The sequence below is a fragment of the Kribbella sp. NPDC050459 genome, assembly GCF_040655315.1.
Lineage (GTDB): Bacteria > Actinomycetota > Actinomycetes > Propionibacteriales > Kribbellaceae > Kribbella.
Genome location: NZ_JBFAJQ010000005.1, coordinates 364,812 through 383,099, shown reverse-complemented (window position 1 = coordinate 383,099; position 18,288 = coordinate 364,812). Strand labels below are relative to the sequence as shown.

General features: G+C 70.2%; 21 protein-coding genes. 4 read left to right on the top strand and 17 right to left on the bottom strand.

From position 1 onward, the window contains the following. Positions 1 to 14: 14 nt before the first annotated feature. The 14 genes from AB0I12_RS20640 to dacB form a co-directional block, all read right to left on the bottom strand. Positions 15 to 410 (bottom strand): hypothetical protein, encoded by a 396-nt coding sequence (locus tag AB0I12_RS20640; RefSeq protein WP_359931921.1) that lies wholly within the window; start codon positions 408 to 410, stop codon positions 15 to 17. A 22-nt stretch (positions 411 to 432) separates the two neighbouring features. Then, positions 433 to 789 carry a hypothetical protein gene (locus AB0I12_RS20635; protein WP_355694798.1) on the bottom strand — a complete coding sequence of 119 codons (357 nt, stop codon included), beginning with the start codon at positions 787 to 789 and terminating at the stop codon, positions 433 to 435. Positions 790 to 884: 95 nt separating this feature from the next. Beyond that, the gene (locus AB0I12_RS20630; protein WP_355694800.1) at positions 885 to 1,403 is read right to left on the bottom strand and encodes a DUF3180 domain-containing protein; all 519 of its coding nucleotides are present in this window, start codon (positions 1,401 to 1,403) and stop codon (positions 885 to 887) included. A gap of 2 nt (positions 1,404 to 1,405) precedes the next feature. Then, positions 1,406 to 1,963 carry a 2-amino-4-hydroxy-6-hydroxymethyldihydropteridine diphosphokinase gene (folK, locus tag AB0I12_RS20625; RefSeq protein WP_359931917.1) on the bottom strand — a complete coding sequence of 186 codons (558 nt, stop codon included), beginning with the start codon at positions 1,961 to 1,963 and terminating at the stop codon, positions 1,406 to 1,408. Continuing rightward, entirely contained in the window at positions 1,960 to 2,346 is a 387-nt protein-coding gene (gene folB / locus AB0I12_RS20620; RefSeq protein WP_359931914.1) for a dihydroneopterin aldolase, read from the bottom strand. Before folB ends, folK begins: the two co-directional genes overlap by 4 nt. After that, a complete protein-coding gene (locus AB0I12_RS20615) occupies positions 2,343 to 2,816 on the bottom strand; it encodes a nuclear transport factor 2 family protein (protein WP_355481910.1) in 474 nt (157 codons plus the stop codon). The genes folB and AB0I12_RS20615 overlap by 4 nt, the downstream gene beginning before the upstream one ends. Further along, positions 2,813 to 3,610: a dihydropteroate synthase gene (folP, locus tag AB0I12_RS20610; RefSeq protein ID WP_359932138.1), complete on the bottom strand. Its 798-nt coding sequence runs from the start codon at positions 3,608 to 3,610 to the stop codon at positions 2,813 to 2,815. The genes AB0I12_RS20615 and folP overlap by 4 nt, the downstream gene beginning before the upstream one ends. A gap of 219 nt (positions 3,611 to 3,829) precedes the next feature. Next, on the bottom strand, positions 3,830 to 4,963 hold the full coding sequence (locus AB0I12_RS20605; RefSeq protein WP_359931910.1) for a S1 family peptidase: 1,134 nt from the start codon (positions 4,961 to 4,963) through the stop codon (positions 3,830 to 3,832). Between the two features lie 135 nt (positions 4,964 to 5,098). After that, positions 5,099 to 5,671 (bottom strand): GTP cyclohydrolase I FolE, encoded by a 573-nt coding sequence (gene folE, locus AB0I12_RS20600; RefSeq protein WP_359931907.1) that lies wholly within the window; start codon positions 5,669 to 5,671, stop codon positions 5,099 to 5,101. Positions 5,672 to 5,750: 79 nt separating this feature from the next. After that, positions 5,751 to 7,787, bottom strand: coding sequence for an ATP-dependent zinc metalloprotease FtsH (ftsH, locus tag AB0I12_RS20595; protein WP_359931904.1), 2,037 nt, complete (start codon positions 7,785 to 7,787; stop codon positions 5,751 to 5,753). A gap of 174 nt (positions 7,788 to 7,961) precedes the next feature. Then, positions 7,962 to 8,513 carry a hypoxanthine phosphoribosyltransferase gene (gene hpt / locus AB0I12_RS20590; RefSeq protein ID WP_355481903.1) on the bottom strand — a complete coding sequence of 184 codons (552 nt, stop codon included), beginning with the start codon at positions 8,511 to 8,513 and terminating at the stop codon, positions 7,962 to 7,964. 5 nt (positions 8,514 to 8,518) lie between these two features. Then, positions 8,519 to 9,559 carry a tRNA lysidine(34) synthetase TilS gene (tilS, locus tag AB0I12_RS20585; RefSeq protein WP_359931900.1) on the bottom strand — a complete coding sequence of 347 codons (1,041 nt, stop codon included), beginning with the start codon at positions 9,557 to 9,559 and terminating at the stop codon, positions 8,519 to 8,521. After that, the gene (locus AB0I12_RS20580; protein WP_359931897.1) at positions 9,531 to 10,625 is read right to left on the bottom strand and encodes a zinc-dependent metalloprotease; all 1,095 of its coding nucleotides are present in this window, start codon (positions 10,623 to 10,625) and stop codon (positions 9,531 to 9,533) included. Before AB0I12_RS20580 ends, tilS begins: the two co-directional genes overlap by 29 nt. Before the next feature lie 39 nt (positions 10,626 to 10,664). Then, entirely contained in the window at positions 10,665 to 12,029 is a 1,365-nt protein-coding gene (dacB, locus tag AB0I12_RS20575) for a D-alanyl-D-alanine carboxypeptidase/D-alanyl-D-alanine-endopeptidase (protein WP_359931894.1), read from the bottom strand. Positions 12,030 to 12,079: 50 nt separating this feature from the next. Here dacB and AB0I12_RS20570 point away from each other — a divergent pair, with 50 nt between their 5' ends. After that, entirely contained in the window at positions 12,080 to 12,568 is a 489-nt protein-coding gene (locus tag AB0I12_RS20570) for an inorganic diphosphatase (RefSeq protein ID WP_355481895.1), read from the top strand. Here AB0I12_RS20570 and AB0I12_RS20565 read toward each other — a convergent pair. Next, positions 12,565 to 12,996, bottom strand: coding sequence for a MarR family winged helix-turn-helix transcriptional regulator (locus AB0I12_RS20565; RefSeq protein WP_359931891.1), 432 nt, complete (start codon positions 12,994 to 12,996; stop codon positions 12,565 to 12,567). The genes AB0I12_RS20570 and AB0I12_RS20565 overlap by 4 nt on opposite strands. A gap of 88 nt (positions 12,997 to 13,084) precedes the next feature. On the opposite strand from AB0I12_RS20565, the gene AB0I12_RS20560 reads away from it, so the two are divergent. The 3 genes from AB0I12_RS20560 to AB0I12_RS20550 are packed head-to-tail and all read left to right on the top strand — an operon-like array spanning position 13,085 to position 15,703. Further along, positions 13,085 to 14,044, top strand: a complete 960-nt coding sequence (locus tag AB0I12_RS20560; protein WP_359931888.1) for a zinc-binding dehydrogenase — start codon at positions 13,085 to 13,087, stop codon at positions 14,042 to 14,044. Between the two features lie 13 nt (positions 14,045 to 14,057). Next, positions 14,058 to 14,948, top strand: coding sequence for a LysR family transcriptional regulator (locus tag AB0I12_RS20555; RefSeq protein WP_359931886.1), 891 nt, complete (start codon positions 14,058 to 14,060; stop codon positions 14,946 to 14,948). A 47-nt stretch (positions 14,949 to 14,995) separates the two neighbouring features. Then, a complete protein-coding gene (locus AB0I12_RS20550; RefSeq protein WP_359931883.1) occupies positions 14,996 to 15,703 on the top strand; it encodes an SDR family oxidoreductase in 708 nt (235 codons plus the stop codon). Between the two features lie 43 nt (positions 15,704 to 15,746). Here AB0I12_RS20550 and AB0I12_RS20545 read toward each other — a convergent pair whose 3' ends face one another. Continuing rightward, positions 15,747 to 17,177 carry a C40 family peptidase gene (locus tag AB0I12_RS20545; RefSeq protein ID WP_359931880.1) on the bottom strand — a complete coding sequence of 477 codons (1,431 nt, stop codon included), beginning with the start codon at positions 17,175 to 17,177 and terminating at the stop codon, positions 15,747 to 15,749. 248 nt (positions 17,178 to 17,425) lie between these two features. Beyond that, the gene (locus AB0I12_RS20540) at positions 17,426 to 18,238 is read right to left on the bottom strand and encodes an endonuclease/exonuclease/phosphatase family protein (protein ID WP_359931877.1); all 813 of its coding nucleotides are present in this window, start codon (positions 18,236 to 18,238) and stop codon (positions 17,426 to 17,428) included. Positions 18,239 to 18,288 lie beyond the last annotated feature (50 nt).

The following is an 18,288-nucleotide window of genomic DNA, read 5'->3' as shown; positions in this document are numbered from 1 at the left end:
CCCGCGGTCATGGGTCAGGCGATGCCGAGGGCGCGGCGCCGGCGGCGCCAGGCGGCGGCTGCCGCTGCTCCGCCGATGGCCAGTGCGCCCACGGCGGCTGCCTTGCCGAACTGGATCGGGCAGCCGGACGCGCAGTCCGGGATTTCGTACGGCTGGCCGGGGTTCAGCTCGTGCGTCTCGTCGGCGGAGACGTACGCCTCGTCGGCCGGGAACGGAAAGCCCTCGGGGTTCAGCAGCCGGTACCAGTACAGGTCGTCCCAGGCCTTGCGCCGGCACGTCACGTTCACCGACGGCGACTCGTACGGCGTCGGCCCCAGCTGGCCGATCGGCAGATGGTCCTCGTTGTAGACCGTGACGTGCCCGTTCGGGTCGTTCATCGTCACAGCGGGATAGCGTGCGTCCAGCCCCATACACCGCAGTATGGGGGCGGACTCAGGACGCGGCCAGGCCTCGGAGCTTGAGGTCCACGACGGTCGGCGCGTCGGCCTGCGAGTGCTTGTCGCCCGCGGCGACGACGGTCGCGACCTCCTGGTCGATCTTGTCCAGCCGCTGGTCGATCTTGTCCAGCCGGCGCTGCATCAGGTCGACGAACTCCGCATTCTCGACCACGCGCGCGCTGGTGATCCGCGAGTACTCCTGCGCGACCTGTGCGCGCTCGTCGGAGTGGGCCAGCCGCTCGACCAGCAACTGGTGGCGGAACAGGAAGGCAGCAGCGATCGCGACCAGAGCTGCACCGACTGCGGCGGCCCGGAGGATCCAGGCATTCTGCGAGAAGAGCGCGATACTCACGCCCAGGCAGACAACGATCAGCGATGCGTTGGCGACGGTGAGAACTGTGGTCCTGGTTCGACGGCGGCTACCCCTTGACCCCATGGGTCGTCATGTTAAGGGGTCTCGTCGGGGTCCTCGGGAATCCGACACGCGCGTTCGAGCAACAATCCGGCCGTGACGACCAGCACCGAGATCACCGCCGCTGCTCCGGCCATGATCACCCGGTTACGAGGCCCCGAAGAGCCCATCGCTTGCAGGAAGCTTAACGCGAACCCTGCGTACACACCGGTGCACAACGCGCCGACAAACGCGCTCGCCTTGCCGATCATCAACAGGAAGACCGCACGCGACGGTTCGATCCGCTCCCGGCGCACCTGGATCCGCTGATGCGTGTTGCGCGCAGCGGCGAACAGCAACGCGGCCAGGAACGCCCAGGCGATCAGCGTCAGCCACGACACCGCGGGCGCGACCCCGCCGCCGGACTCGATCGCCTTCACCAGCGTGACGCCGACCGCGACGCCGAGAACGGCGATCGCGACCAGCAGCCGCCGTGACGTCGGCCGCACCGAACCCGGAGGCGGGCCCTGACTGTCGTCCCGGGGCGCCCGGCCGGGCTCGGTACCGCCGGACACCACTACTGCAGCTCGATGTCGAGCTTGGTCACGCCGTCGGTTCCGACCTTGGCCAGCAGGTCCGCGACCGGGCCGTGGCCCGGCAGGACGGCGTCCCGCTCGATGTCGAGCCAGGGCGCCAGCACGAACGCGCGCTCGTGCGCCCGCGGGTGCGGGATGGTCAGTTCCTCGGTCTCGATCGTCTTCTGCCCGTAGGTGATCAGGTCGACGTCGAGGGTCCGCGGCGCGCCCGGGACGCTGCGCTCGCGGCCGAACGCCTGCTCGACCGCGTGGGCGCGCTCCAGCAGCAGGTCGACGGCCAGCGTGGTGTCCGCGAGCAGGACGATGTTCAGGTACGGACCGGACTCGTCCGGGCCGCCCACGGGTTCGGTCTCGTACACCGGCGAGACCTCGACCACCACGACGTCAGGGGTGTCCCGCAGCGCGTCGACCGCGCCCTGCAGGTTCGCCTCACGGTCGCCGAGATTGCTGCCGAGCGACAGGATCACCTGGCGGATCGGCTTCAGGCCGCCGCTCAGGGTGTCCGCGTCGATGACGTGGGGACTAGGGGTCTCAGTCACGAGGATTCTCCGGCTCTGCGCTGCACGGTCAGGACAACGTCGTCGAACGGCACCGTGATCGGCGCCGAGGGTTTGTGGATGGTGACCGCCGTCGCTGTCACCCGCTCGTCGGCGAGACAGAGATCGGCGATCCGCTGGGCGAGGGTCTCGATCAGGTCCACCGGGTCGGTCTCGATCGCCTGGTGCACCCGCTCGGCCACCACCCCGTAGTTCACGGTGTCCGCCAGGTCGTCGGAAGCCGCCGCGGGCCGGGTGTCCAGCTCCAGCCGGACGTCCACGACGAACTCCTGCCCGTCGGCCCGCTCGTGGTCGAACACCCCGTGGCGCCCGAAACCGCGGATGCCCCGGATCTCGATCACGTCAGGAGTCACGGGACCGCTCATTCCGCCTCCTCCTGTCGGCCCCCAGACGACAGTACCGGTGAGGCATGGTGGATCCACAACCGCCAGCCGCTGGAAGTTCTGCGGAAAACGTTGGTCGCGAGCGCCTTCCCGCCCGCGAACCCCTCCTCCGGGGCGCCCTCGCCGGAGGACAGCACGTTCTCCGTACACGTGACGTAGGCCACGTCGCCGTCCACCCGCACCTGCACGTCGGTGAGGAAGAACTGGATGTACGGCGTGTTCGCGAAGATCATCGCCCAGGCCCGCATCATCTCGGCGTACCCGGAAATGGCCGCGTTCCCGGGATGGATGCACACCGGGTCCGGCTCCGGCAGCCAGACGGCCGCCATCAGGTCCAGGTCGCCGGCCTCGAACGCGTTGTAGAAGGCGGTGTTGGCCTGCAGCACGACGTCCTCCACCGTGGCGCCGGCCGGCCCCTTGGGCGCGCCGTCCTGCCGCGGTCCGTCCGTCATACGGTTCCCCATCTCTTCGCCACCCGGACCGCGTCCGCGCTCGGTGCCACCGCGTGGGCCCGGACACACCAGGCACCCGCGGCGGCGGCCAGGGCGGATACGGCCACGCTCGCGTCGTCTCGTCGTACGGCCGGTCTGGGTTCACCGGTCTGCTCGTCGGCGAGCAGCCTACCGAGGAACGTCTTCCGGGACGCACCGATCAGCAACGGTCTTTCCAGGACGGCGAATTCCCGCAACCGGCGAAGAATCTCCCAGTTGTGCTCCGCGTTCTTCGCGAAACCGAGGCCGGGGTCGAGGGCGACCCGGTTCAGGTCGATGCCCGCGCGGCTGATCACGTCGAGACGTTCGCCCAGCTCGGCGATCACCTCCGCGACCACGTCGGCGTACTCGGCCTTGTTCTGCATGTCGATCGAGTGCCCGCGCCAGTGCATGCACAGGTACGGCGTACGGCGCTCGGCGACCAGCGGGAGCATGTCCGGATCGGCCTGCCCGCCGGACACGTCGTTGATCATCGTGGCGCCGGCGTCGAGGGCCAGCTCGGCGACGTTCGCCCGCATGGTGTCGACCGAGATGATCGCGCCTTCCGCGGCGAGGGTCTCCACGACCGGGATCACCCGGCGGATCTCCTCCTCCGGCGACGGCCGGACCGCACCCGGGCGGGTCGACTCACCACCCACGTCCAGCAGGTCGGCGCCCTCGGCCAGCAACTCCCGGCCGTGCTTGATCGCGGCACTCGGCTCGAACCACTCGCCGCCGTCCGAGAACGAGTCCGGTGTCACGTTCACCACACCCATGACGAGGCACCGGTCCAGGACCGGCAACCCGTCGACGTGACCCCACGGCTCAGTTCTCACCCACACACCGTAGTAGCCCCCGCCCCCAACCGGACAACCAGCCGCGTTTCCCCTCCCCAACCCATTTGGCTGGCTACCCAGCCACCTGGCGGGTTCTGCACCCTCATTCCGGGTGACAAACCCCCCATTTGGCTGGGTAGCCAGCGAAATTGGGGTGCGTCAGTCGGCGAGGATCAGGCGGGACTTCGTTGCTTGCAGGACGGGCGTGATGGGTTGTGCGTACGACTCGTTGGTCTGGCCGTACTTCTCCAGGCACTTGCCGTCGATCAGGGCCGCGCCGCTGGTGATGCCCTGCGCGTAGTTCCCGGTCATGCTGGCGCCGCCGGAGTCGCCCGCCTCGACGCAGGCGGTGTGCTGGAACAGCCCGCGGACCACGCGGTTGTTGCCGTAGTTGACCGTCACGTTCCGCGCGACGATCCGCCCGCAGGTCCACCCGGTGCTCTTGCCCGACTTGCACAGCGTCGAGCCGACGGTGGCGTCCGCGATCCCCTTGACCGCGACGTTGCCGTTCCCCCAGCCCTCGACGTACCCCTGCTGGTCCCAGCCCTCGATCACGCCGACGGACCCGAAGTCGTGGCCCGGGAAGCTCGAGGTGGAGGTGTTGCCGAGGATGTACCCGTTGCGGGAGAACGACGGCCGGCCGGACGTGCAGTGCCCCGCGGTCAGGAAGATCCGGTTGCCCTTGCGGGTCTTGGCGTTGAACCCGAGCGAGCACACGTACCCGGTGTTCTTGTCGACCTGGACGCCGCCGCGCAGGCCGAAGTCGTCCGCGGTCGGCCGGACCGAGCCGGACACCCGGCGGACCGTGACCCGGTCGCCGTTCGACTCGGCGCGGGCCAGGAAGCGGTTGGTGATCGAGTCGTGCGCGGTCCGCGGCACCGACACCACCACGGTCCCGGAGACCGGATCGACGTACCAGGACCGGACCTTGCCGGCGCTGGACCTGGTGGCGAGCTGGTTCAGCTCGCCCTGGACGGCGTTCAGCTGGCGGGCCGTGTACTTCACCAGGCGCGGGATCGCGCCGATCTGCCGGACCAGCTCGGCCGTCGACAGGTCCGAGACCGCGACGACCAGCTCGCCGCCGTCGTCGTAGTAGCTGCCCACGAAGCCCGCGTCGGAGCCGAGCTCGGACTGCAGGGTCTCGGCGATCAGCGGGTCCACAGTCGGCTTCGCGGCCTGATGACCGGCCTTGGCCCGCGTGTCCGCGGTGGCCCAGTTCGCCGCGACCAGTCCGCCTGCCGTCAGGACAGCGACCCCGGCCAATGCGGCGCCGACCCGGAAACGCCCCGACATCCTGTCCTCCTCACACCGGCACCTGGTCCCCGTTGGCCACGATGCCACTACGGAAAGTAAACGCTCAGCAACAGAATGTCCATAGTGCCGGACTCTCAAACTTCAACGAAGTCACGGGTCGCGGGGCTACGGGCGTCAGCCGACGATCAGGCTCATCGCCTCGGCGCGGGTGACCGGGTTGCGGAGCTGGCCGCGGACGGCCGACGTGATCGTCTTCGCACCCGGTTTCCGGACGCCGCGCATCGTCATGCACAGGTGCTCGCACTCGATCACCACGATCACGCCGCGCGGCTGCAGGATCTCGACCAGGGACTCGGCGATCTGCGTGGTCAGCCGTTCCTGGACCTGCGGCCGTTTCGCGTACACGTCGACCAGCCGGGCGAGCTTCGACAACCCGGTCACCCGGCCTTCCCGGCCCGGGATGTACCCGACGTGCGCGACCCCGGTGAACGGCACCAGGTGGTGCTCGCACAGGCTCCAGACCTCGATGTCCTTCACCAGGATCATCTCGTCGTGCTCGAGCGCGAACGTGGTCGTCAGCACGTCCTCGGCGCCCTGCCCGAGACCGGCCGTGATCTCGGCGTACGAGCGGGCCACCCGGGCCGGTGTGTCCTGCAGACCCTCGCGGTCCGGGTCCTCGCCGATCGCGAGCAGCAGCTCGCGCACGGCCCGTTCCGCCCGCTGGTGGTCGAACTTCGGTGACGTCATCCCTGGAACGCTACCGGCACCGTGAACGGCGAACGCCGCCACCCGGACGGGTGGCGGCGTTCAGCTCACTACTTGCTGGTCACTTGCTGGACGGCGGGGTCGGACCGCTGCCGTACTCCGGCGGGCGGATCGCCTCGTCGGGGCCGACCGAACCGCCCGGCAGCACGTCGGACAGCGAACCGTTCTGCTCGGCGTGCGACCCGTTGACCGGCATCACCGGCGGCTGGTCGGACGGAACCCGGGTGGACGACCCGGTCCAGGCCGGCCGCCGCTCCCGCTTGATCACCGGCTCGAACACCCGGGCGATCTGGTTCTTGTCCAGCGTCTCCTTCTCCAGCAACTCCTCGACCAGGTGGTCCAGGACCGCGCGGTTCTCGACCAGGATGTCGAAGGCCTCCTGGTGCGCGTTCAGGATCAGCTTGCCGACCTCCTCGTCGACCGCGGCCGCGATCTCCTCGGAGTAGTTCCGCTGGCTGCCCAGGTCGCGGCCCAGGAACGGCTCGCTGCCTTCCTGGCCGAACTTGATCGCGCCGAGCCGCTCGGTCATGCCGTACTGCGTGACCATCGCACGGGCGAGCCCGGTGGCCTTCTCGATGTCGTTGCTGGCGCCGGTGGTCGGGTCGTGGAAGACCATCTCCTCGGCGGCGCGGCCGCCCAGCATGTAGGCCAGCTTGTCCAGCATCTCGGACCGGGTGGTCGAGTACTTGTCCTCGTCCGGCATCACCATCGTGTAGCCGAGCGCCCGGCCACGCGGCAGAATCGTCACCTTCTGCACCGGGTCGGAGTGCGGCAGCGCCGCGGCGACCAGGGCGTGACCGCCCTCGTGGTACGCGGTGAGCACCTTCTCCTTGTCCGACATCAGGCGGGTCCGGCGCTGCGGGCCGGCGATGACCCGGTCGATGGCCTCGTCCAGCGCGCGGTTGTCGATCATCTGCGCGTTCGAGCGGGCGGTCAGCAGGGCCGCCTCGTTCAGCACGTTGGCCAGGTCGGCGCCGGTCATACCGGGCGTCCGGCGGGCGACCGCGGTGAGGTCGACGTCCTGGGCCATCGGCTTGCCGCGGGCGTGCACCTTGAGGATCTTCTGCCGGCCAGGCAGGTCCGGCGCGTCGACGGCGATCTGCCGGTCGAACCGGCCGGGCCGCAGCAGCGCCGGGTCGAGCACGTCGGGCCGGTTGGTGGCCGCGATCAGGATCACACCGCCGCGGACGTCGAAGCCGTCCATCTCGACGAGCAGCTGGTTCAGCGTCTGCTCGCGCTCGTCGTGACCGCCGCCGAGGCCCGCGCCGCGGTGCCGGCCGACGGCGTCGATCTCGTCGATGAACACGATCGCCGGCGCGTTGGTCTTGGCCTGCTCGAACAGGTCCCGGACCCGGGAGGCGCCGACACCGACGAACATCTCGACGAAGTCCGAACCGGAGATCGAGTAGAACGGCACCCCGGCCTCGCCCGCGACCGCACGGGCCAGCAGGGTCTTGCCGGTACCGGGCTGGCCGTAGAGCAGCACGCCCTTCGGGATCTTGGCGCCGACGGCCTGGAACTTGCCCGGCTCCTGCAGGAACTCCTTGATCTCCTGGAGCTCCTCGATCGCCTCGTCGACGCCCGCGACGTCGGCGAACGTGGTCTTCGGGGTGTCCTTGGTGACCAGCTTGGCCTTCGACTTGGCGAAGCTCATCACCCGCGAGCCACCGCCCTGCATCGAGTTCATCAAGAAGATGAACACGACCGCGATCAGCAGGAACGGGATCAGCGTGGAGAACACCTGGCCGATGAAGCTCGGCTTCGGGTTCTCGACGTCGTACCGCTCGATCTTGCCGTCCTGGAACAGCGTCTGCAGGTCGTTCCCGAGCGAGCTGCCCTGGCCGTCGACCCAGTGCGCCCGGAGTTTGGTGCCGTCGGTCTTCTCGACCCGGATCTCCTGGTCCGGGTCGATCAGCGTCACCGTCTTGATCGTCTTGTCGCTCGACGACTTGGCCTGCTGGATCAGCTGCACGACCTGGCCGGTCGGCTCGGTCTTGTACCCGGTCGAGCCGGTCAGGAGCTGCCCGATCACCAGCACGCCGAGGAAGGCGACGACGATCCAGAACAGGGGTCCGCGGAAGATGCGCTTCACGTCCATGATCGGGGCCCAGGCCCCGTCCCTCCTAGCTCGGCAGGCCCGGGTGTCGCGGGCTTGTGACGGTAATACCAGTCCAAGTGTCTCGTGCCGCACAAGACAACACAGCACGAGGGTCACCAATGGACAGTACGACCCGTTGTACAGGCCGTCACCAAGTCTGCCCTGAAGGGTGGATCAGGAATAGACGTGTGGAGCCAGTGTGCCGACGCAGCGCAGGTTCCGGTACTTCTCGGCGTAGTCCAGCCCGTACCCGACGACGAACTCGTCCGGCAGCTCCAGGCCGACGTACTTCACCGGGACCCGCATCTTCGCCGCGTCCGGCTTCACGAACGCCGTGCACAGCTCCAGCGAGGCCGGCTTGCGTGACTCCAGGTTGCTGACCAGCCAGCTCAGCGTGAGACCGGTGTCGATGATGTCCTCGACGATCAGCACGTGCCGGTTGGTGATGTCGGTGTCCAGGTCCTTCTGGATCCGCACCACGCCGGACGACTTGGTCCCGGAGCCGTACGACGAGATGGCCATCCAGTCCATCTCCACGTGCCGGCTGAACGACCGGGCCAGGTCGGCCATCACCATCACCGCGCCGCGCAGGACGCCGACCAGCAGCAGGTCCTTGCCCTCGTAGTCGGCCTCGATCCGCGCTGCGAGCTCGCGCAGCTTCGCGAGGATCTGCTCCTCGGTGTAATGGATCTTGGTCAGGTCCTTCTCGATGTCCGCCGCATCCACGCGGCTCAGCCTGTCACATCCGGGCCGAGGATGATGAATCCGCCCTTGCGGATCGCCCGGACGCCCTGGGGCAGATCGATCCAGCGCTGGCCGCGCCAGTCGGTCACCAGCGCGTCGACCGACGCCACATGGCCCGCGGTCAGGTCGGTGGCGCGGCAACCGGCTTCGAGCGCGGCCTGCCGCAGGACTCGCGTCCGGATCGCGGCGGGTTGGTCCTCGAGTACGCCGACGTCGCTGCGGACCTCTCCCTCGGCCCGGCTCAGCGCGGTCTCGGCCACCTCCGCGGCGAGCTGATCGAGCGCATCCGCGTCCGCCCGGAGCAGTCCCGCCGTACGGGCCAGCGCCTCGACCACACCGGGCCCCAGCGCCTCCTCCAGCACGGGCAGCACCTCGTGACGCACCCGGACCCGCGTGTACTGCGGGTCGTCGTTGTGCGGATCGTGCCACGGCCGCAGCCCCGAGGCGATACACGCAGCAGCCGTAGTGGCCCGCGGCACCTCCAGGAACGGCCGCCGCAACAACCCCACCGCCGGGGCCATCCCCGCCAAGGACCGCGCTCCTGACCCGCGGCCCAGCCCGAGCAGCACGGTCTCAGCCTGATCGTCACGCGTGTGGGCCAGCAGCACGACATCTGCGGCCAGCTCGTCCGCCACATCCCGCAGAGCGTCGTACCGAGCCGTCCGAGCAGCGCCCTCCGGTCCGCCCTCGGTACCCACCTCGACCTCACGGACGAGAACAGGGTCGAGCCCGAGCCCACGGCACTGCTCAGCAGCTGTCTCAGCGACGTGCGACGAGTCCGGCTGCAGCCCGTGGTCCACGATGACCGCCCCGGCCCTCAGACCGAGCTTGGGCGCCTCGAAGGCGGTAGCGGCCGCCAGCGCGAGCGAGTCAGTCCCACCGGAGCAGGCGACCAGGACCGTCGTACCTTGCGGCAGCTCGGCCAGCGTGGCTCGGACGGCTTCCCTGGAACGGGCAACGGCCGGGTGCAGTTTCCCCCGCCGCTGCTCGACCAGGTGCTCAGCCGTGAAGTCGGGCGATCCAGGCATCGGGGTTCGCGATTTCGTTCTTGGTCGGCAACGTGTTCGGGCCGGTCCAGACCCGGTTGAAGCCCTCCATCCCGACCCGGTCGACCACCCGGCGGACGAACGCGGCACCGTCCTTGTACTGCCGGAGCTTCGCGTCCAGCCCGAGCAGCCGCTTCAGCAGCTGGTCCACCGGGTTGCCGCTCGCGCGCCGCGACGTGAACTTGGACCGGATCGTGTCCACGGTCGGGATGACCGACGGCCCGACCCCGTCCATCACGAAGTCGGCGTGGCCCTCTAGCAACGACATCACTGCAGTCAGCCGGTCGAGCACGGCGCGCTGCTCCGGCGACTGCATCAGGTCCACCAGGCTGAGCTCGGCCTCACCGCGCACTGACCTGCCCAGCCGCTGCACCGCTTCCCGGAACATGGCGGCGTACGCCGAGGCGTCCAGCTCGGCCTGGTCCAGGAACAGGGCGATCTCCGAGCGCAGGTGATCCCGCAGCCAGGGCACCGCAGTGAACTGCACCCGGTGCGTCTCCTCGTGCAGACACACCCACAACCGGAAGTCCCGCGGTACGACGCCCAGCTCGGACTCCACGTGCATCACGTTCGGCGCCACCAGCAGCAGCCGACCGGTCAGACCGGGACGGTCCGGGTCGGGCTGCGCCGGGTAGAACGGGTCGAACTGGCCGAGCACCCGCGACGACAGGAAGGCCAGCAGCGCGCCGGCCTCGATCCCCGTCACCCGGGAACCGACCGCGGACGACAGGCCGGGAGTCCGGTCCGCCTTCTCGCGCAGCTTGTCCGCGAGCGGCTGCAGCACGGTCCGGAAACCGTCCGCGTTCGCCTGCACCCAGCCGGGCCGGTCGACGATCATCACCGGGGCCGTGGCCGAGGTGGCCTGCAGCCCGGTGAACTCGCGGACGTGGCCCTCGGACTCGGCTGCGAACTGACGCAGCTCGGCGACCACCTGGTCCGCCTCCGCGCGGCTGACCGCCGGGCCCGGGCGCAGCAACTTCCGCGCCACGCCGGTCGCCAGCTGCCAGTCGACCATCTCGGCCGTGGTCCCGCCTTCCGCCGTACTCATACAAAGACCCTAGTGGTATGTCCCAACATGCGCCCCCGATCAGCAGCCGCAATTGGCCAGCGCGGCGGTCGCACGGTCCAGTGCGGCGCGGGCGTCCAGCGTCTTCGGGACCGGCACGCTGTCACTGGCGATCGCGAACACCAAGAGCGTGCCGGAGCGGTCACGGGCGTAACCAGCCAGGCTGTGGACCCCTGTGAGCGTTCCTGTCTTCGCGCGGACCATACCGGTCCCAGTGCCCGTCCCTGCGGTGGTGAATCGCTCCCGGAGGCTCCCGTTGAAGCCGGCCACCGGTAGACCGCTCAGGAGGTGCCGCAGTTCCGGGTGGTCCTTGGACACGGCTACCCGGACCGCACCGGCGAGCAGGTCGAGCGGGACCTTGTTGGCGCGCGTCAGCCCGCTGCCGTCGTAGATCCGGGCCTTACTGACATCCAGGCCGAGCTTGGTCAGCGTGGCGCGGAGGCCCTGGACGCCGCCGGCGTACGAGCCGCCGTTGCCGGTCGCGATGCCGACCTGCCGCAGCAGGACCTCGGCACCGTCGTTGTCGCTGTGCAGGTTCACGTACTCGACGATCTGGCCGAGCGTGGGCGACTTGACCTGTGCGAGCGGCTTGGCAGCGGCGGGCGCCTTCGTGGCCTTCGTGGTCGCCGCGACCTTGATGCCGTACTGCTGCAGGAGCTTCTGGAAGGAGGTGGCGGCGGTCTGCGCCGGGGAGGTCGACCGCTTGGCCATGCCCGGCGACAGGCGTCCCTCGTTCACCCAGAGCGCCGAGGTCGGGGCAGCGATGCCCTCGGGGACGTAGTTCGCCTCCCAGTTCGCGTTGACCGCCGGCCCGGAGAACAGCGACGCGTCGTACCCGAGAGTCACCGAGGCGACGCCCTGAGCCTTCAGGGCCTTCGCCGTGCTCGCAGCCAAGGCCTGGAGGGTGGCGCGGGCGGGGAAGCCGTCGCTCGCGGAGGGCTTCGCGGCCAGCAGCGGGTCACCGCCGCCGACCAGGACGATCGAGCCCTGGCCCGTGCTCACCACCTTGGTCGTGAAGGTGTGCTCCGGTCCGAGGTTCGCCAGCGCCGAGACCGTGGTCAGCAGCTTCAGCGTGGAGGCCGGTGTGTACGGCGTGGCGGCCCCGACCGAGAACACCGGCTTGCCACGCGACGCGTCGTACACGTAGATGCCGTGGTGCGGGCCGAGCGACGGGTCCTTGAGGACCGCCGCGAGCGCCTTGCCGACGCCGGCCGCGGTCGGTGCGGCGCCTTCGGTGGTCGCCGGCACCAGAACGGCCGGTGCCTGCGCTGCGGCCTGCCGTGTGGTCTGCGCTGATCCGGGGACGGCGCGCGCGCTGCTCATCAGACCGGCGCAGAGCGCCGTGGCGAGCAGCGTGACGAATGCCGCACGGGCAGGTCGGGCCACCGGGCTGCTCCTGTCATTCGGTCGGTCGGAACCGTGACAGTATCTGCCGTATGGAGTTCGACGTCTTCATCGAGATCCCCAAGGGCACCCGCAACAAGTACGAGCTGGACCACAAGACGAACCGTCTGCGGCTGGACCGGACGCTGTTCACCGCGACCCAGTATCCGTCCGACTACGGGTTCATCGAGGACACCCTCGGACAGGACGGCGACCCGCTCGACGCCCTCGTCCTGCTCCCCGAGCCGACCTTCCCGGGCTGCCTGATCCGCTCGCGCGCGATCGGCATGTTCCGGATGACCGACGAGAAGGGCCCGGACGACAAGGTCCTCTGCGTCCCGGCCGGCGACCCGCGTCAGGAGCACCTGCGCGACATCCACCACGTGCCGGAGTTCGACCGCCTCGAGATCCAGCACTTCTTCGAGGTCTACAAGGACCTCGAGCCCGGCAAGTCCGTCGAGGGCGCCACCTGGGTCGGCCGCGCCGACGCCGAGGCCGAGATCACCGCCTCCTTCGAGCGCCTGAAGACCGAGGGACACTAATCGCCTGAGACGCGGCGGAGCAGGCTCAGCAAGGTCTTGCGCTCCGCCGCGGTGAGCGGCTTCAGCAGGTCCGTCTCGGCGGCGTGGATGAGCTCGTCCATCGCGGTGAGCTGCCGCTCGCCCGCCGGGGTGATCGCGACGATCTTGCGTCGCCGGTCGGCGGGGTCGACCCGCCGCGCCAGGAACTCCAGCTCCTCGAGCTCGTCGAGCAGCGTGACCAGATCGCTGCGATCCAGCCCGATCCGGTCCGCGAGCGTCGCCTGCGCGGCCTCGCCGTCGTCGGCCAGGCTCGCCAGCACGTGGTAGTGCTGCGTCCGGACGCCGGCGTCGGTCATGTGCTGCCGGACCAGCCGTTGCGCGTGCTGACTCGCCCGCCCCAACGCCCAGAGCGCGTGGTCGGACAGTCGGTGGCTCGGCGACTTCTTCACCGCACCAACTCTATTGGCACCGGCGACGCGCGGCGCTATCGTGGGAATCTCCCATTATTTATGACTCCCACGATATGGAGTACCCACCATGCGCGCAGTGCGCTTCCACCGCCACGGCGGTCCCGACGTCCTCCAGCTCGACGAGGTCGCCGTCCCCGAGCCCGCCGCCGGTCAGGTGCTGATCCAGGCCGAGGCGATCGGGGCGAACGCGATCGACACCGTGCTCCGCCGCGGCAACTCCCCCTGGGACCGCCCGCTCCCCGGCACGCTGACCGGCGATGTCGTCGGCCGCGTCGTCAAGCTCGGGCCCGGCACGCCGCCCGCCCTCCTCGGCCAACGGGTCAGCGGTCTATCGGAGGACGCGTTCGGCGACTACGCGGTCGCCGACGCCGCTTTCCTCGCGCAGATCCCCGACAACGCCGACGCGGCCGAGGCGACGATGATGTCGATGACCGCCCCGCTCGCTCTCCGGCTCCTCGAAGCGGGCCGCCTCCCGGCCGAAGGCACGGTCCTGGTCCATTCGGCCGCCGGCACCGTCGGCCACCTCGCGGCCCAGCTCGCCCGCTCCTACGACCCGAAGACGATCATCGGTACGGCGTCCTCCCCCGCCCGCCTCGACTTCATCCGCGACCTCGGCGCGGAGCCCGTCGACCTGACCGACCCCGCGTGGCCGGACCGGGTCCGCGCGATCGCCCCCGACGGCCTCGACACGGTCCTCGACGCGATCGGCGGCACCGTCTTCGCGCAGGGCCTCGACCTGGTGAAACCTCTCGGCACGATGGTGTCGTACGGCGCGATCAGCACCGAGGTGCCGATGATCCCGGCGCTCGGCCTGCGGTCGCGATCGGTGACCGGGGTCTCCCTCTACGGCTGGCAGCAGGCGCGACCGGACGAGGCGCGTGCCGACATCGCCGAGGCCACCCGGCGCTGGCAGACCGGCGAGCTCCGCCCGGTCGTGCACGCGACCCACCCGCTCGCCGACGTCGCCCGGATCCACGAAACCCTCGACGCCCGGGCCAATCTCGGTCGGCTAGTCGCGACCCCCTGAATAGAATCGCCCGGTGGAGCTTCGGCAGCTGCGGTACTTCGTCGGCGTCGCCGAGGAGCTGCATTTCGGCCGGGCCGCCGAGCGGCTGTACATCTCCACCCCGACCCTCAGCCAGCAGATCAAGCAGCTCGAGCGCGAGGTCGGCACCAGCCTGCTGATCAGGCACAGCCGCGGCGTCGAGCTGACCCCGGCCGGGCAGGTCTTCCTGGCCCGCGCCCGGGAGACCATCCAGGCGGCCGGCCTGGCGCTGAAGGACACGCGCCGGGCCGCCGGCCTGGACGAACCGATCCTCCGGCTCGGCCTGCTGAACGGAATCCCCGGCTGGCTTCCGGCCGCCCTCGAGCAGCTGGCCGCCGAACGCTTCCCGGCCGGCACGGTCACGCTGGAGGCCGGCACCACCACCGACCAGCTCCGGATGCTCGGCGCCGGCGAGATCGACCTCGGCCTGGTCCGCGCGCCGGTGACGTTGCCGCCGGCCATGACATCGGAGCAGCTCGCCGACGAGGAGCTCGGAGTCCTGCTGACCGCGACCCATCCGCTCGCCGCCGAACCCGAACTGACGCTCGACGACCTGGCGGGGCTCGAGCTGATCTGGATCCCGCGCGCCGCCGCGCCCGAGTTCTACGACGACGCGCTCCGCCGGATCGGCACCGGCGTACGGCTGAGCGACATCAGCATGAGCCACTCGCAGCTGCGGTCGGCCCTGCTCGTCCGGCGCTCCGCGATCAGCCTCGGCTCCCGCCGCGCCGCCACGCCGGACATCGTCTGGCGACCGCTCGCGGGCCGGCCGCTGATCGCCCGGTACGCCGCCGTGTGGCGCACCGACTCGACCAATCCCGTACTCCGGGCGATGACCGTTAGTCCCGGCCTAACGGTCGTTAGGCAACACGACGTGGCGGACTGACTCACCCGGTGGTTGGCTCGAATCGTCAACCACCGAAGGAGAAACAGTTGCGGGAACACGTCGTGATCGTCGGCGGAAGCTCCGGTATGGGCCGCGCCCTCGCCGCCGAACTCGTTGCCCAGGGCAGCGAAGTCACCGTCGCCGGGCGATCGGCGGACAAGCTCGCCGACGTACGCCGGGAGCTCGGCGTCCGTACCGTCGCCATGGACGTCGGCGTCGAGCAGGACATCGAGCGGCTCTTCGCCGTCACCGGCACGGTCAGCCACATCGTCACCACGGCCGCCGACGTCGGCGGCGCCTACCAGCCGATCGCGGCGTACGACGTCCGCGCGGCCCGCTCCGCGGTCGACTCCAAGCTGCTCGGACCGTTGCTGCTCGCCAAGCACGGCGCGCCGCTGCTCGAACCCGGCGGCTCGATCGTGTTCACCTCGGGCATCGCGGCGTACCGGCCGAGCCCCAGGGCTTCGTTGCTCGCGGCACTCAACGGCGCACTGGCCTCGCTGGCCGCGGCGCTCGCGGTCGAGCTCGCGCCGTTGCGCGTCAACGTGGTCTCACCCGGCTGGGTCGACACCCCGATCTGGCAGGACGTCGCCGGCGACGCGGCGCCGGAAACCCTGGCCGCGATGGCGGCCCGCCTCCCGGTCGGCCGGATCGGCCGGACCCAGGACATCGCCGCGGCGATCATCGCCCTGCTGCGCAATGGTTTCATCACCGGCACCGTTCTGCACGCCGACGGCGGACACCGGCTGGCCTAGAAGAACTGTCCCCGGCAACGGCTCGTTGCCGGGGACCGCTGGATCAGGGGCGACCGAAGAAGTCCGGGGGCTCCCAGTAGTACACGCTGTCGATCTGCACCGGCTTGCCGGTCCGCGGCGCGTGGATCATCCGCCCGTTGCCGAGGTACATCGCGACGTGGTGGATGGTGCCCGGGTCGTTGGGGTCCAGCGACCAGAAGATCAGGTCGCCGGGCCGCAGCTCGTCCTCGTCGATGTGCCGGATCTGTTCGTACTGCGCGACGCTGTAGTGCGGCAGCTGGACGCCGGCCTGCTCCCACGCACCCTGCGTCAGCCCGGAGCAGTCCCACCGGTTCGGGCCGGTCGCGCCCCACAGGTACATGTCGCCGAGCTGCCGCATCGCGAAGTCGATCGCGGCCTGCGCGCCCCTCCGCGTGCCGTGGCTACCGCCATCGTTGCCGCCGTCGTTGTCGCGCGGCGGGGTCGGCTTGTGGCGCTTCGGCGGGTTCTTCTTGCCGCTGTCCTGGTTCTGCTTCTGCTGCTCGCGCTCCTCGCGGGCCTTCTGCGCCGCCTCGCGGGCCGCCTCGGCCGCCTCCCGCCGCCGCTCGGCGGCCTCCCGGGCGGCGATCCGGCGCTTCAGCTCGGCGGCCTTGCGCGCGGCCAGCTCGGCGGCGCGCTGCCGGGCGAGCTCCTCGAGCCCGCGCTGCCGCTGGGCGGCGACCTGGACCGAGATGTTCTGCAGGGTGGCGAGCTGCGCGATCGACTGCTTGCGCTGGACGCCGATCGCGGTCACCGCCGCCGACTGCGCGGCCTCCGCGGCCTCCGCCGCCTTCTTCGCCTTGGCCGCCTCGTCGGTCGCCTTCTTCACCTTCACAACGGCCTGGTCGGCCTGCACCTTGAACAGGTTCGTCATCACCTCGGTGGCGGTGAACCGCAGGTAGGAGCCCTGCATCGCCGCCGAGACCGAGTGCGCGGTGCCGGCCGAGTCGAGGAGCTCCTGCGGGCCCTCCGCGGTGAACAGCGGCGCGAGCTTCGCCACGTCGCCCCCACCTTGGTACGACGCGGCGGCGAAGCGGCCGATCTGCTGCCGCTGGGCGGCCAGCGTCTTCTGGGCCTCGGCGGCCCGGGCCGCGGCGGCGGCCGCCTCGGCCTTGGCCTGCTGCAGCCGGTAGACGGCGCCGTTGTACGCCTCGTCGGCGATGCCGGACTGGACGCCGAGCTGCTCCAGCCGCGCGGCCGCGGCGGCGAGCTGGCGCTCGATCGCGCCGACCTGGGCGGCCTTGGAGGCTGCGGCCTGCTTGGCACGCTCGACGGCGGCCTTGGACGGAATCACCGGCGGCTTCGGCTTGGCGGCTTCGGCCGGGAGGGTGGGCACGGCCATGGCACCGGCCAAGCAGATCGCGAGCACCCCGGAGAGCAGCACCTTGCCTGCTCTGCCGGTCTTCCCAGCACTCGTGACCCGCCCGCCGGACGTGGCCCTGAGGGGCGTCCGCATCGGGATGGTTCCTTCCGCCGGTCACGAACCCCTTCCCCAGAGTTCGTGAACTTTTGGTCCTCCTGGACCACATACGTGACACTAGTTGCCTGTAGCCCCATTGGGAACAGCTTTCACACAAGTATCTTTGTTTCACCCGTGTGTCGACTTGACAAACTACAAGCTTGTAATTCCGCGAATCCGCAGGTGAGCGCACGAAAACGCCCCTCCGGCCGGCGCCGGAGGGGCGTTTCTGCGAGCTGCTGGGTTCAGCTCAGGACGAACGAGGCGACCACCGGCAGGTGGTCCGAGGCCGGCGTCACGGGGACGGCGGCCTTCGTCGGGCGCAGGCCCGCGCTGTGCAGCTGGAAGTCGATCCGCTTGGTCGGGTTGTCCGCCTCGATCGTGTAGCCGGGGCCGCTGCCGACCTCGTCCCAGGTGTCGGCGTACACCGCGGTCAGCGTCTTGATCTCGGGCTTCTCGGGCGTCGCGTTCAGGTCGCCGACGAGCAGCGTCGGGGTCTTGGAGCCGCTGAGCAGCTCGACCACCTGCTGCGCCTGCTCGAGCCGTTCGGCGTTGTTGTTGCTGGTCAGGTGCGTGTTCGCGAACCGCAGCTTGGCGCCGCGCACCGTGATGTCCGCCACGGCCAGACCGCGCTGCTCGCCGGTCGGGTAGAGCGGCAGAAGGGTGTTCTCGAAGTCCTGGATCGGGTATTTCGACAGGATCGCGGTGCCGTACTGACGTCGCGGCTCACCCGGGTTCAGCGGCGGCAGGTCGAGGTTCGCGGCGTACGCGTAGTGCATCTTCAGGCGCTGCGCGAACCAGGCCGGCTGGTCGACCCAGTTGCTCCGCTCGGCCCAGTGCCGGTCGACCTCCTGCAGCCCGATCACGTCGGCCCCGGACTGCTCGATCAGGGCGGCGATCCGCTCGAGATCGAGGACGCCGTCGATCCCGGCGCCGTGGTGGATGTTGTACGTCATGACGGTCAGCGGCCGGCCCGGACGACCCGCGTCGGGCTGAGCCGCGGCAACGGTGGGGACCACCATCAGCAGTCCGGCGAGAACGGTCAGCAATTTACGCATGACCACATCCTTCCGGAAAACCGGCGACACCCGCGCGACGAACGGGTGTC

Bases quoted from the DNA above. Each gene is read 5' to 3' on its own strand.
- AB0I12_RS20640 (WP_359931921.1), bottom strand. From the start codon at position 410: ATGGGGCTGGACGCACGCTATCCCGCTGTGACGATGAACGACCCGAAC.
- tilS (WP_359931900.1), bottom strand. From the start codon at position 9,559: ATGCCTGGATCGCCCGACTTCACGGCTGAGCACCTGGTCGAGCAGCGG.
- AB0I12_RS20605 (WP_359931910.1), bottom strand. From the start codon at position 4,963: ATGTCGGGGCGTTTCCGGGTCGGCGCCGCATTGGCCGGGGTCGCTGTC.
- folB (WP_359931914.1), bottom strand. From the start codon at position 2,346: ATGAGCGGTCCCGTGACTCCTGACGTGATCGAGATCCGGGGCATCCGC.
- AB0I12_RS20560 (WP_359931888.1), top strand. From the start codon at position 13,085: ATGCGCGCAGTGCGCTTCCACCGCCACGGCGGTCCCGACGTCCTCCAG.
- AB0I12_RS20580 (WP_359931897.1), bottom strand. From the start codon at position 10,625: ATGAGTACGGCGGAAGGCGGGACCACGGCCGAGATGGTCGACTGGCAG.
- AB0I12_RS20540 (WP_359931877.1), bottom strand. From the start codon at position 18,238: ATGCGTAAATTGCTGACCGTTCTCGCCGGACTGCTGATGGTGGTCCCC.
- AB0I12_RS20545 (WP_359931880.1), bottom strand. From the start codon at position 17,177: ATGCGGACGCCCCTCAGGGCCACGTCCGGCGGGCGGGTCACGAGTGCT.
- folP (WP_359932138.1), bottom strand. From the start codon at position 3,610: ATGGGTGTGGTGAACGTGACACCGGACTCGTTCTCGGACGGCGGCGAG.
- folE (WP_359931907.1), bottom strand. From the start codon at position 5,671: ATGACGTCACCGAAGTTCGACCACCAGCGGGCGGAACGGGCCGTGCGC.
- ftsH (WP_359931904.1), bottom strand. From the start codon at position 7,787: ATGGACGTGAAGCGCATCTTCCGCGGACCCCTGTTCTGGATCGTCGTC.
- AB0I12_RS20570 (WP_355481895.1), top strand. From the start codon at position 12,080: ATGGAGTTCGACGTCTTCATCGAGATCCCCAAGGGCACCCGCAACAAG.
- AB0I12_RS20615 (WP_355481910.1), bottom strand. From the start codon at position 2,816: ATGACGGACGGACCGCGGCAGGACGGCGCGCCCAAGGGGCCGGCCGGC.